This is a genomic window from Sphingobacterium sp. CZ-2, from assembly GCF_004526235.1.
Classification (GTDB): Bacteria; Bacteroidota; Bacteroidia; order Sphingobacteriales; family Sphingobacteriaceae; genus Sphingobacterium; species Sphingobacterium tenebrionis.
The window spans coordinates 2751956-2766235 of sequence record NZ_CP038159.1; the positions used below are offsets into that span (position 1 = coordinate 2751956).

General features: G+C 41.1%; 8 protein-coding genes. 3 read left to right on the forward strand and 5 right to left on the reverse strand.

Translation table 11 applies throughout. The features are described from left to right. Nucleotides 1-288: 288 nt before the first annotated feature. From hisD to E3D81_RS12180, 3 genes are all read right to left on the reverse strand, one after another. Nucleotides 289-1575 (reverse strand): histidinol dehydrogenase, encoded by a 1287-nt coding sequence (gene hisD / locus E3D81_RS12170; protein ID WP_134777562.1) that lies wholly within the window; start codon nt 1573-1575, stop codon nt 289-291. A gap of 23 nt (nt 1576-1598) precedes the next feature. Beyond that, nucleotides 1599-2450 (reverse strand): ATP phosphoribosyltransferase, encoded by an 852-nt coding sequence (gene hisG / locus E3D81_RS12175; RefSeq protein ID WP_134777563.1) that lies wholly within the window; start codon nt 2448-2450, stop codon nt 1599-1601. Between the two features lie 298 nt (nt 2451-2748). Next, nucleotides 2749-5316, reverse strand: coding sequence for a DUF5686 and carboxypeptidase-like regulatory domain-containing protein (locus tag E3D81_RS12180; protein ID WP_134777564.1), 2568 nt, complete (start codon nt 5314-5316; stop codon nt 2749-2751). A gap of 549 nt (nt 5317-5865) precedes the next feature. On the opposite strand from E3D81_RS12180, the gene pckA reads away from it, so the two are divergent. The 3 genes from pckA to E3D81_RS17400 all read left to right on the forward strand — a co-directional run bounded on the left by pckA (nt 5866) and on the right by E3D81_RS17400 (nt 9420). Further along, complete coding sequence (pckA, locus tag E3D81_RS12185; protein ID WP_134777565.1) at nt 5866-7431, forward strand: phosphoenolpyruvate carboxykinase (ATP); 1566 nt, start codon at nt 5866-5868, stop codon at nt 7429-7431. 18 nt (nt 7432-7449) lie between these two features. Continuing rightward, nucleotides 7450-8475 (forward strand): class 1 fructose-bisphosphatase, encoded by a 1026-nt coding sequence (fbp, locus tag E3D81_RS12190; protein WP_134777566.1) that lies wholly within the window; start codon nt 7450-7452, stop codon nt 8473-8475. A gap of 63 nt (nt 8476-8538) precedes the next feature. After that, nucleotides 8539-9420: a DUF6265 family protein gene (locus E3D81_RS17400; RefSeq protein ID WP_209023063.1), complete on the forward strand. Its 882-nt coding sequence runs from the start codon at nt 8539-8541 to the stop codon at nt 9418-9420. A 233-nt stretch (nt 9421-9653) separates the two neighbouring features. Here E3D81_RS17400 and E3D81_RS12200 read toward each other — a convergent pair whose 3' ends face one another. Both E3D81_RS12200 and E3D81_RS12205 read right to left on the reverse strand, forming a co-directional pair. Beyond that, nucleotides 9654-11819, reverse strand: a complete 2166-nt coding sequence (locus E3D81_RS12200; RefSeq protein ID WP_134777567.1) for a S46 family peptidase — start codon at nt 11817-11819, stop codon at nt 9654-9656. A gap of 65 nt (nt 11820-11884) precedes the next feature. Further along, entirely contained in the window at nt 11885-14251 is a 2367-nt protein-coding gene (locus E3D81_RS12205; RefSeq protein WP_134777568.1) for a TonB-dependent receptor domain-containing protein, read from the reverse strand. Nucleotides 14252-14280 lie beyond the last annotated feature (29 nt).

The window sequence follows — 14280 nt, forward strand, 5'->3', positions numbered from 1 at the left end:
ACCCAATAGGTAATTTTAAGGCCAGGATTTCAAACAAAATCGCTTACCAAAAAATAAAAAACCGCTTGCCAAAAAATAAAATATCTCTTGTAAAAGATAAAATATACCTTGCCAAAAAAATATAAAATAGTTTAGCAAATAATAAAAAACAGTTTAGCAAATAATAAAAATTCCCTTACCAAAAAATAAAAACCCCCTTACCAAAAAATAAAAAATGGCCAGGTCTTTTAAAACACCTAGCCATTTTTATATCCGGTCTAAAACCTCTACAAATCAAAAAAATCTAACCTACTTCATCCGTATACTCACTGCATTCTTATGCGCCTGCAAACCCTCCAACTCCGCCAAGATCTCCACAGTAGATCCAATATGCTGCAATCCTTCCTCCGAAATATGCTGAAAAGTAATCTTCTTCACGAAACTATCCACCGAAACCCCCGAATAAGACCTTGCATAACCCGATGTCGGTAGAGTATGGTTCGTTCCGGAAGCATAATCACCCGCACTCTCAGGCGTCAGATTTCCCAAAAATACAGATCCCGCATTCAGCACCCTATTAACCAATGGTTTCCATTCCTCCGTCTCCAGAATCAAATGCTCCGGTGCATACAAATTCGAAAACTTCATCGCTTCCTCCAAGGACTCTGCTACAATAATATATGAATTGTTCATGGCCTCTTCCGCCAATGCTCGCCTAGGCAGCACCTGCAATTGCACTTCCACTTCCTTCTCCACCGCTTGCGCAAATTCCTCCGACAGACACACCAAAATCGATTGGCTATCACTGCCATGTTCCGCCTGCGCCAACAGATCCGCCGCCACAAAAGCCGGGTTTGCCAATTCATCCGCAATTACCAATACTTCCGATGGTCCGGCCGGCATATCAATACTCACATCCGTCATGCCCTGAATCATGCTCTTGGCCTTTGTCACAAACTGGTTCCCAGGTCCGAAAATCTTATTCACCTTCGGGATACTTTCCGTTCCATACGCCATCGCAGCTACCGCTTGCGCACCACCAACCAGATAAATCCGGTCAATACGCAACAACTTCAGGCAATAGGCCACAAAGCCATTGATCTTTCCATTGTTCTGCGGAGGCGAACAGACTACGATCTCCTTACAGCCGGCAATCCTTGCCGGAATCCCCAGCATCAATAAGGTACTCGGCAATACGGCTGAGCCTCCAGGGATATAAAGACCAACCTTCTCAATAGGCCTTACCTCACGCCAACATTTCACTCCAGGCATGGTTTCCACCACACGCTCCCGTTTCATTTGCGATTGGTGGAACTTATGGATATTCTGGAAAGCAATCTCCAGGGCCCGCATCTGATCCCGGGATATGGTCATGGCCAGTTCCTCGATATCCGAAGCATCCAAGTACAATTTCTCCAAGTCCACCTTATCGAACTGCTTCGCATAGGATTTCAAAGCCTCATCACCACTTGTTTTCACTTCCTCGATGATCTGCAGAACCGTGTCCTGGATCGCATGGTTTGGATCCGTGTTGCGGTCGATAAGCTTTTGAAGCTGCTCGGCTTCTATATCTTTATAAAAATAGGTCTTTATCATCCTAGCTGTTTTATTAAATCATATTACATGATAATTTTTTCGATTGGCATCACCACAATCCCTTGTGCGCCTAAGGCCTTCAATTTATTGATTTTATCCCAAAAATCATCCTCCGAAATAACAGTGTGTACTGCCACCCAACCTTCTTCGGCCAATGGAACCACCGTAGGGCTCTTCACACCCGGCAAAAGCGCCGTGATCTGCTCCAGATTTTTCTTCTCCACATTCAATACCACATACTTCGTCTCCTTCGCGCGTAATACCGACTGTACCCGTTGTAACAATTCACAGATGATCGGGTTTTCCTCCAATCCTTCACGACCGATCAAGATCGCTTCCGAGCTGCGAACATCCGCAAAGGGTTTCAGCCCATTGCTCTTCAAGGTCCCACCGGTCGATACTATATCACAGATCGCATCGCTCAAGCCTAATCCAGGTGCGATTTCAACCGATCCGGAGATCTCTTGGATATCGGCATTGATCTTATATTCGTTCAGGAAGTTTCTTAGGATGTTGGGGTAGGAGGTAGCAATGGATTTGCCGTTCAGGTCTTCTAATCTATCGATGCTGGAGTCTTTGGCAATCGCGAGCTTCAAACTGCATCGGCCAAAACCCAATCGTTGCAGGTACTGCACCTTTGCTTGGGTTTCATCAATCACATTTTCGCCTACAATCCCCAAGTCGGCAATGCCCTGTTCCACATATCCAGGAATATCGTCGTCTCTTAAAAAAAGGATTTCCAGGTTGAAATTAGAGACGGTAGTGATCAGAGAACTTTTATAATTTTCGAAGTCAAGTCCACAGTTTTTTAGGAGTTGAACGGATTTTTCATTTAATCTACCCGATTTTTGGATAGCAATTTTAAGATTTTTCACAATGATGGTTTTTGTTGTGTGTAAATTATTAATACCAATAAAGATCCAGGGGAATTACTCGCTCCACGTAGAAGCCATACTATTATCTATCGCCACAATGGCGATGATGGAAACAGTGATGGTATGTGCGAGTGATCTTCATATCAATAACGGCACAAATGTAAAGCATAGGAATTTCTATTCCAAGAAATTATTTCACTTTATGTGTTCAAAATCGAGAATCCTCCAAAAAAAAGGAGGATTTCTTGCGAAAACCTCCTTAAAATGGTATCAACTATGAAAAACTAATAAAATGAAATTAAAAATCAAATTTGATCCTTGCACGGATTCCCCATTCCGGAGCCTCCGGATTATCCAGGTAGTTCAGTCTTTTGACCACGTCTACCCGCAGGATCTTGAAGATGTTGGAAACACCTGCTGAGACTTCCATATATGGCTTGTCGTTAAACGTAAAGGAAGATTGCTCGCCTTTGCTGTTCGTTTGCCAAGCATAGATAGTGTTGTTCAGGCTTGGGTTATTGCTGTCCCGCAATCCACCATAGACCCCTTTGAAACTGAATACCTCACGGATCTTCAATTTTTTGATCAATGGTAGCTTGTTGAAGATAAAGCCGTTCATATAATATTGTACATTCCAGGAAGCATGATGATCGGAAATAAATTCCATAAAGTTCATCAGGTTATAGGAGTTCAATTGATAGGCATAGGTCTGGTTTGCCCGATGTATGTTCAATACCGGGAACGGCAGGTTGTCGCCAAAGGTGTATGAACCATCCACATTCACATCCGCATAACCCAATTGCGACAGGTAGAACCGTTTGAACACGCCTGCGTTGATCGTATGGTAGTTGTATTCCCCTCCAAAAAGATCCTTTATCCCTGCGGTATAGTTCAGGTTAAAAATAGGATACTTATTGAACAAAGGGGTGCGGTATAATTTTCCTTGGTAATATTCTTCTTTGGGGGCATAACGTAATCCCACATTGAATTCCGTGCTTTTCAAGGAGTTGATGCGTTGGAAAGTCCCATCAGCCTGCGGCATCCGATAAGCCAATACCCCAGCAGGATTCTGGTTCCAGGTACCCAATCCAGCTGTAACCGAAAAGTTATTGCTGAATTCTGCTTTATAATCTACGCGATAGACTTCATTGTATAAATAGCTCTGGTTCTCACCACGTTTGAAGGATAGCAATACATTATCCTCCTGGATGAATTCCAGGTTCTGACCAGGGATTTTGGTATCGTATGATGCTGATACCCGGATATAATGTTGTGGGAAGGTGTAAACCGATTTATTGTTCAGGGAATAGGTTCCGCTCAGGAAATATTTCCATTTCTTATCCTCAAATCCGTATGCACCATATCCTTCCATGAAAAAGCGTTTGCTCAGTTGTTCTGTTGTTCTACCACCTACACGGAGGCGGAAACCTTCCACCGGATTATAGGAGTAGAAGGTGTTGACAGGACCGATTTCGACAGGGCCAGCCTGTTTATAGCCGGAAAATACCAAGGCTGCCACATCCATAAAGGTGCGGAAAGAAGGCATACGTTGTAAGCTATCTATGTTCTGATAGATGATGCTTTCCGATTTCTGCAGCGGTTCAGGACGTAAGGTAGCCCAATAGCTTTCCTCTTTTTCCTGTTCCTCTACCGCTTCTTGTTTGGCAATATATACGTCCGGAACCGCATAGATGCTGTCAGGCCTTTCGATGCCATTTTCATACTTATCGATCAGCACTACCCGTTTCCCTTTAATCCCTTTCCCTTTTTCGGTCAGGGCGAAATCAATACCCAAACTGGATTTGGTCAGGTAAAATTTATTGTCTGCATTTTTCTTGAATCCCAATTCGATATTCAGGTCCCTGACAAAGTTCACATTCGCATCCTTATTGATGGTCATCTGCGCACTTTGAACGGCATAATTCCCGTCCAAGGTTACATATAGTTTTCCCTTGAACAGCAGATCGGCTTTATTTCTTGGATAGAAACTCAATTCTACCAACATCGGCGATATCGTTTTGATGGTGTCTGTTATATAAAAACGATAGAATGTAGGAGCAGAGTTGGCAATAGGGCTCAAAAACTGATTGGTTAAAATCGAGATGTTATTGTCATAGATCTCCACTTCATCATAAAGCCGATTGAAGTATTTGCTCAACCCATCATTATCCACAAATTTGGGATCGAATTCAGCCTTACGTTCTGCCAATACATATTGTTTTTTGGCATTTGGATCTTTACGGTAATATACCTTAGAGAATTTTTCCTCCATATAGGCAGGTAATACGTAATTGTTATCCAATGAATCATCTTCCTGAAATAAGAACTGGTAGTTCTTGAAGATCTTTTTATCCTTGAATTTATTGTCCAGATTGCTCAAACCAAGACTGATCTTTTCATACTGGTCAAATTCAGCTAATTTCTGTCCGGTCAATCTGTTCTGATCACGGTGTTCCACCACTTTGCGTATCAATTCTACGGCAGGATTGTTCTTGTTGGAATATTTAACCCTTTTGGGAGCAGTAACCACCACTTCCTCAATACTATTGGAAGGAAATAACATCACCCGGATCTGTTGTTCGGCCTCTTTGCTCAGGGGGTATTCTTCGGTATTGAAACCCACATAGGAAATTTTAATGGAGGTATAGTTGGCTGGCACCTTTAAGCTGTACTCGCCCTTTTCATTGGTCGTGGTGCCCAGGTTTTTGGGTCCACCTACTACTGTGATCGATGCATAAGGAATGGCGGTATAGGTATCTGCATTGGAAACCTTTCCCTTGATAAGTAACATTTCCTGTGACCATCCCAGCTGGAAGGAGAGGAGCATGCCGATGAGTAAGCCGAACTGCGTAAAGTAAGTTTTCATAATATTTACTTTTTGACTTTTGACCATATTTGTTCAAAAAGTTATGCAAATAACATACTTATTTCGGAAATAAAAAAGTACCCAAGTTACATAATGACAATTTTTTGATAATCAGACCCACGAGATAGATGTTCTGACATGTATTAGACAAATTGAGGGGGAAAAACTACGCAAAGTTTGCGCTGCATATATTGAGAAAAAATCGCATGATATAAACATATTTTGTCAATATGTTAGGTTATTTTGTCAAAAATTTTTAGCATTGGCAATCTAGCTACAAATTGAGCGAAATGAAAATCAGAAAAAGTACCATAAATCCTTTAATAAGACCCATAATCGGTAAAAAGTGCCTCTATTGCATTTAAACGCAGGTGCCTGTTTTTGATAATTATTTTCTCCAAATGTTGCTAAATTTATGTTACTTAAATTATGAAAAATAATGCGCTGTAATACAGTTAGTTAAATATGTGTATTTCTTACAATATGCTAAATTTGCTTTTTTTAAAGCTAAAAATATCCCTAGCTTTGTTCGCAAAATAATGCCTATATATGACAAACTTAATCAGTACACAACTGGAAGCAATGGGAATTCGGCCCGTTGGTCCGGTTTATTTTCAATTACCGGTTGCGGAATTGGTCGAACACGCCATTCGAAAACAGGAAGCTTCTCTTACTGATAGTGGAGCATTAAGCTTTGAGACAGGGAAATTTACGGGACGATCACCAGAGTCTCGTTTTTTGGTTAAGGACAGTTTAACTGCCGAAACCGTAAATTGGGGTAAGGTTAATAAGCCTGTTACCACCGAATTATTCGACCTGTTGTATCAAAGGGTTACTTTGTACCTATCGGATATTCCTTTATATGTCCGTTCTGTACAGGCATGTAACCATAAGGCTTATGCTCAACAAGTATTGACAGTGACCGAGAAGCCTTGTCAGGACATCTTTGTAAACAATATGTTTATCAATGTAGATGTGAATGAGCAGAGACAGATTGATTGGACCGTTCTGGTAGCCTCAAAATTGCAGGTAGAAGATTTTGAAGCCTTGGGATTACCTACTTCCCACTGCGTGATCTTAGACCTTTCCAGACAGATCATCCTGATCATCGGTACAGCCTATACAGGAGAGATCAAGAAAAGTATATTTAGTGCACTAAATTATTACCTGCCTTTAAAACACAATGTATTGACCATGCACTGTGCGGCCAACGTGGGTAAAGATAAAGACACAGCGTTGTTCTTTGGTTTATCAGGAACCGGAAAAACTACCTTATCCTCTGATGAGGGTCGTTTGTTGATCGGTGATGATGAGCATGGATGGACAAAATCGGAAGTGTTCAACTTTGAGGGTGGATGTTATGCCAAAACGATTGGCCTGACTTACCAACATGAGCCTCAGATCTATAAAGCGATCCGTTTTGGCGCTTTATTGGAGAATGTGAATTTTAAACCTGGTACGCGCGATGCCGATTATAACGATCGCAGTATCACCGAAAATATGCGTGCTTCTTATCCAATCGAATTCTTGGATAATGTAAACCCTACGGGATTCGGTGCAGCACCTAAAAATATCTTCTTCCTAAGTGCGGATGCATTTGGTGTATTGCCTCCGATCTCTAAATTGACGACGGAGCAGGCGATGTTCTACTTCATCAATGGGTATACCGCGAAAGTTGCGGGAACTGAGATGGGGGTTCAGACACCTACAGCTACATTCTCGGCTTGTTTTGGTGCAGCATTCTTACCATTGCACCCAATGCAGTATGCAGAGATGTTGAAGCAGAAATTGGAAGAAGATCCAACTATCCAAGTATGGTTGGTGAATACCGGTTGGGTTGCTGGTCCTTACGGTGTCGGCAGACGTATTCAATTGGCTTATACCCGTCAATTGATCCGTTCAGCGATAGAAAGCCATCTTTGTGATGCAGGTTATGAAGAACATCCGGTATTTGGTCTACAGATGCCAAGGGAATGTCCTGGTATTCCGGAGAATCTTTTGAATCCGAAAAAGATGTGGGCTAACCCGGAAGGTTATGATGAAATGGCCAATAAATTAAAAGGCATGTTCGATGAAAATTATGCCCAATATGTTCCAGTGGAAGCAGTGAAATAGGGGTAAAAGACAAAGAACATGGGAATACAAACCTTAGAACAATTCATCAGTAAACAACAATCCAAGTTTCCAACAGCAAAAGGTGAATTTACCCATCTTTTGCAGGCGATATCCTTAGCGGCAAAAATGGTTAACCGTGAGGTTAACAAGGCTGGTTTGGCGGATATCCTTGGAAAACAGGGTAAACAGAATGTGCAAGGTGAAGAACAGCAGAAACTGGATGTCTTTGCCGATCAACATTTCATGGATGCCCTGGAAAAAGTGGGTGATTGTTGTTATTTAGCTTCTGAAGAACACGAAGAAGGTATAGATCTGACCCATCAGACATTCTATCCGGTGGGGAAATATATGGTTTATTTTGATCCTTTGGATGGTTCATCAAATATTGATGCCAATGTTTCCATCGGTACGATCTTTTCCATTTTCAAGCGCGTGAGTCCGGAAGGTCCTTTGACCATGGCAGACTTTGAGCAAACTGGTAGACAGCAGGTGGCTGCGGGATATATCATCTATGGTTCTTCGACCATGCTGGTGTATACTACAGGTAAAGGGGTGAATGGATTTACCTTGGATCCTTCGATCGGTGAATTTTGTCTTTCACATCCGAATCTGCGTATCCCATCTACGGGTAGGACCTATTCGGTGAACGAAAGTAATTATAACCAGTTCTCTACGGCAATCAAACAATACCTGCAATACTGTAAGGATATGGATAAGGAAACCCAAAGACCTTATACCTCCAGGTATATCGGTTCTTTAGTGGCAGATTTCCATAGGAATATGATTCAGGGAGGGATTTACCTGTATCCGGATACCATGGCTTATCCGAACGGAAAGTTAAGGTTGATGTATGAATGTAATCCTTTGGCTTTTATTGCTGAACAGGCAGGTGGTCGTGCATCGACCGGATTGATGCCTATTCTGGATATTATGCCGGAAGAATTGCACCAACGGGTGCCGTTGATCATCGGAAGTGATAAGATGGTGAAAATGGTGGAATGGTTCATTCATGAATATTCTACCGCAGAACCTACTTTTGCATAATTAGGAATTTTTAGGATTAAGCTTGGCTGATTTTAATTAGGTTTGTATGTTAATCTAATTTTTATGAAACAGCTGAGCTTAATCTTTTTTTTGATCCTTTTAGGAGGATCTATACAGGCGCAAATGCCCACTTTCCTTTTAGGAACCTGGAAACAGGAAGGCAAGCCGCTCTTTGAACATTGGGATCGGAATCAGGATGGTAATCTGAAGGGTTTTAGTTATCAGGTATTGGATGGGGGAGAGATGTTGGTGAGTGAGTACCTGGATCTATCTGTTGAAGGGAAAGGTTTGATTTATAAAGCGACCGTGCTTAATCAGAATCAAGGCAAAGGGATTTCCTTTGAAGGGAGCCTGGTAGGTGATACATATACTTTTGTGAATGCGAAGCATTCTTTTCCAAAGGTGATCAGTTATCAGAAGTTGGGTTCGGATAGTATGAAGGTGACGGTATCGGGTGGTGAAAAGCAGTTTTCCTATAAGATGGGAAAGGTGAAGAATGCTAATCTTGGGAAGGAAATTGTTGAGCATGGTGCGAATAATGCTTCGGTGGGGGAGAGTTATGATGAAAACTTGGCGAAATCATTGGGTGCTGATGATTATGGGATGAAGAATTACTTTTTGGTGGTTCTGAAGACCGGAGAGAATAAGACTACTGACAAGGAATTTATTAATACGGGATTCCGAGGCCATATGGATAATATGGGAAAGTTGGTGAAGGATGGTAAATTGGTTGTTGCTGGTCCTTTTGGAAAAAATACGGACCAATTTAGGGGGATATTTATACTTCAGAATCTGAAGGATATGGAAGAGGCAAAAGCTGTGGTGGATACTGATCCTGCAGTTAAGGCTGGTTTGTTGGGGTATAGTATTTATCCTTGGTATGGCTCGGCTGCTTTGCCGATGTATTTGCCGTACTCAGAAAAGATTTCGAAGGCGAAGCCTTAAGGTGGAAGTGGAAAAAGTTAGAATCCAAATAAATTAAGTAGAATCCAAATCCAAATTATATATTTTTAACTGAAAAAGCCGATGCATGCATCGGCTTTTTTTTTACGTCATTGCGAGGAGTTTTACCGTCATTGCGAGGAGGTAGGACGAAGCAATCTTTCGATTAGTGTAAAGATTGCTTCGTTCCTCGCAATGACGCAGGGCTCGCAATGACGCCGTTTCGCAATGACGGTTTAATTCTTAACCCCTAATTCCTTAATAATAAACTGCGCGTTATCCACTTTATCCGCGATCCACAACACATACCTAATATCAACCCCAATAGATCTACTATAAGCTTCATTCCAGGCAAAGTCATTAATTGTCGCATCATAAGCTCTATCAAAGTTCACCCCGATCAATTCTCCATACGCATTCATAATAGGCGAGCCAGAGTTTCCACCAGTGGTATCCATATTATAAAGAATATTCACCGGAACATCATTGATCTCCTTTTTGAAATAATTTCCAAAATTCTTGCTCAACCAATTCTCCTTAATAGCAGCTGGATACCTAAACTCCGGATCACCAGAATTTCCTTTTTCGATCAATCCACGGACAGTCGTAAATGGTTCCATATAAGTCGCATCAACAGGACTATACCCCTTAATATTCCCAAACGTCAAACGCAATGTCGAATTTGCATCCGGAATAAAATTCTTGGATTGGAACTTCTCTTTCACCGCTACATAATCCGCCATCAACTTATTCAAATTTCCTTCGCGACGTTTTTGTTCCTCCGCAAATGGTTTCATCTCCTTGTTCAATTCCTCTTGGAACTTCATCAATTCATCAGAATATGCTAAGAAGGTTTTGGCATCTTTCAACACCTGGCTATAAAACTGCTCCTTATTTCTCAATGCCGTCTCATCAAGCGCCTTATTGATATACCCACTTGCCGCATCAGCAGATGCAAACCTATGGTTAGCCACAAAAGGCAAAGCATTTCCATCCTTTAATTGCGTAGCCTGAGCAAACATATAAGAAGCGATGGATTTATCCACATTCAGGTTATAGGCCTCGTAAAAAGGATCCATTTGCTTCTTGAAATTTTCTACATTATTTGCAAACATCTCCTGACGATTATTGGCCGTTCCTTGTTGCATCAAGGCCTCCTTAAAGGAATTAGCCATTCTCGCCGCTTGCAATAAACGGATACCTCCATAAATCTGGTTGTACCACATCTCTTTTTCCGCATCTTGGAAAACCAATTGGTAATGCTTGTCAATATCCTGCATCAACGTTCCATATTGCGCTTTCAGTTCCGCATTCTTATTGATGAATTCCGTTAGTTCGGCATCTTCCTTTTTCTTGGTATTCACCAAGTCGATATTCCTTAAGCCTTTCAGTTTACCACGGTAATTTTTCATGGTATTGGCATTTCTTTTAATGCGTGTTGCCAATTCCAATTCAGTGGCTTTATCATCCTTTCCGGCCAACATCATCTGTTGGTTCTGGAAATCATACAAGTTAGAGGTATATGGCAATAGAAATTGCTGTTGGTATTCCAAGTATTGGGAAGGACGATGACGGAAAGTACGTCCTGGATAACCCAAAATGAAAACAAAATCGTTTTCTGACACCCCTTTAGGATTGATTTTCAAGTGTTTTTTAGGTTGATAAGGCACATTGTCTTTCGAATATTTAGCTGATTTTCCATCCTTGCCTACGTAAGCACGTAAGAAAGAGAAATCTCCTGTATGTCTAGGCCAAACCCAGTTATCGGTTTCCCCACCAAACTCTCCAATATCCTGACGTGGAATATACACTAAGCGAACATCCTCAATGGTCTTATAACGGAACAGCACATAGCTTTTTCCGATGAACATTTCCGATACTTCAGCTTTGATGCTTGGATCCTTACTTTCTGCTTGTTTGGCAAGTTCCACACGTTTCTTATTGATGATATCGATTCGCTGTACCGGGTCGGTAATATTGGAAACCGCATCCAGGATTTCTTTGGATACATCCTCGTAGGAGTCGGTGATCCGGATGGTCAATCCTTTAGCCTCAATTTCCTGCTCATGGGAGTTGGCGACAAAACCATTCTCCAGGTAATTGTGTTCAGGGCTGGAAGCCAATTGCACCGCGCTGAAAGCACAGTGGTGGTTGGTGATGATCAACCCGTTTGCTGATACAAAGGAACCGGAACAACCGCTAACCTGCACCAAGGCGTCAACCAAGCCGATACTTCCAGGATTATAAATGTCTTTTTCGCTGATTTTTAAACCGGCTTTTTTAAGGCCAGCCTTGCTCAATTCGCTCAAGGGGAACATCCCTTCATCAGGAATGGCTGAGTAATTAAAAACACCAGCAGCTAAAATGGCCGATAGAACACCGACTTTTAGGATTTTAAACATAGTATAAGATTTTAATTCATCCCAAAAATACGATTTTTTTCCCTTTGCAAGCTTCTTCATTTAAGCTAGTTCATGCGGTCCTGATCATTTTCAATAGCTTTGCTTTTTGCAGTTGAACCTTTCACAGTCGTTTTCCCCAATTTATAGGTTAGGCTGAGGAAGTACATCGCTCCACGACCGCGATTTTTGTTTTCATAGAAAATCCCGTTTTGGATAGTCTTAGCATGCCATCTATAAAGACTGAACAAATCTACCCCTTGAATTTTTGCAGCTAACTGGTTATTCAGAAAGCTCTTGGAAAATGATACGTTGAAAGAATAGATTGGCGCGACCTCATAGATACCCATAGTGGAGGTATAGGAAAATTGATGACTCAATTCTGCCATGTATTTTTTCGGAAGCTTAAAAGAAGAAGAACTGTTGAACGAGAAGGCTGGACCACTTTTTTGGAAATCATCCTTCCTGATATTCAATTGAGCAACTTGGACCTGTAAAGTACTATTCCACCATTTTGTAAAGGCAACAGGGATATAAGCGGAGGCCATCCACGCAGATGTTAACCCATAATTCTCATATTTACTGACAATCACATCCTCATCTCGATCGTAGTATACATTGTGGTCACCTCTATTTTCCATATAAGCCAAGGTGAACATGTATTTGCTTTTAAAAAAATGCTGTAGCGCGATAGATTGTGTGTAGGAAGGTTTTAGATAAGGATTTCCTTCGGATGCACTGTAAATATCACTATAGTACCGAAAGGGGTTGAGGGTTCTAAAACTAGGTCGATCAATGCTCCTGGAATAACCCAAGGAGAGATTATGGTTTTTATTTAGCGCATAGTTTAGATTGACTTTTGGTAATAGATCAAAATAAGATTGTTTATGAATCAGATTGGTGCTGATGGATTTTCCTGTTGTTTGGGTATGTTCAGCCCTCAACCCCAATTGAGCAGAGAACTTTTCTGAGAATGCCGTACTTAAGTCCAGGTATGCGGCAGTTACATTTTCAGAATATTGAAACCTGTCTTCTTGGAGCGTTGGGATTTGGTTTTGGCTATCGGTTAAGGTTTCAAATCGATTGAAATTATCGGTTTGAATATCTGTTAATTTAGCGCCGACCTCCAATGCGTATTTTTTCCACAAAAGATCTTCATAATCCAAGGTCATGGAAAGGACTTTGTTATCCAGGTCAAGGTTATTTAAACGATCTCTATAGACCTGTTGGTTTAGGCTTGTCTGGTATCTATTGTCTCCCAAATTGTTGCTCCAGGCATAGTCTGAATTAAACATCAACTTGCTGCTTTCTGAAAAGGTATTGGTATAATTGAAACTTAATAAATCTCGATTATGATGAACATCTCCTGTATTATGATCATTGAAAATCTTTAGCCCGTTTTCTAGTTCATTTCGCTGGCTCTCACTAAGCTGATCCGAAAGTTTATTGCCCGTATTTTTACTATATACCAATCCTAATGTGTTTTTCTTGTTCAGGAAATAGTCTAATGAAAATTTTCCGTAGGAAGAATTGTTTTTGGAAAGGGAATGAAATTCTTGGAATAGGGAATAATTATCTGCACGTTGTTCCGTAGTTCCCTGAACAGGAGATTTATCAAAATTGGCGCCCAAGGAAGTAGAGAAGGCTATTTTTTGGTTTCTATAATTAAAAGTCCCACTGCCCTTTACATCGGGTTGTTGTCCATAGCCAGCAGTGGTGGAAAGTACGGTATTCCAACCGTGGCTCTTATCTTTTTTGGTGATAATATTGATTACGGCAGCCGCTTCATATTTTGCAGAAGGAGAATGGATAAGTTCTATTTTTTCGATGGTTCCTCCCTGAAAATTGTTGAGGTATTGATAAACTTGGTTGCCCTCGAGATAGGTTCTTTTGCCATCTACCAAGAAAAGGACTTTTTTTCCTTGAAGTTTCACACTTTCCTGTTGCATATCTACAAAAACTCCAGGAGCTTTGCCCAATAGGTCAATAGCGGAACTTGTCTGCACCAATGGCGTATTTTCCACATTAAAAATTGTCTTACCCAATTTAGCCTCAACAGTAGGTTTTCGGCCAGTAACGGTGATTGTTTGTATGCTCGTTTGGGAAGCAGCATTCAACATGAGAACTAACGGATTGTTACTCTCCAATGTAGCGATTTCCTGTATGAGCTTTTCATACCCAACCGCCGTAATCTGTAATTGTTTCGCGTTAGGTCGTTCCAGTTGAATCTGAAATTCGCCCCGCTCATCACTTATAGCATAATCTATTATTTTCTGGGCAGAATCTACCAACTGTATCGTGACGTAGGGAATGACTTCGTTTGATTTGTTTATAAGTTTTCCTTTTCTCAGGTTTTGCGCATTTGCTACTGAATATAAGCCTAGTAACAAACCCAGAACAATTATTATCAATAGTTTTGATTTCGGATAATTCATATGGTTTTAATTTTCAATTAATGTTAGAG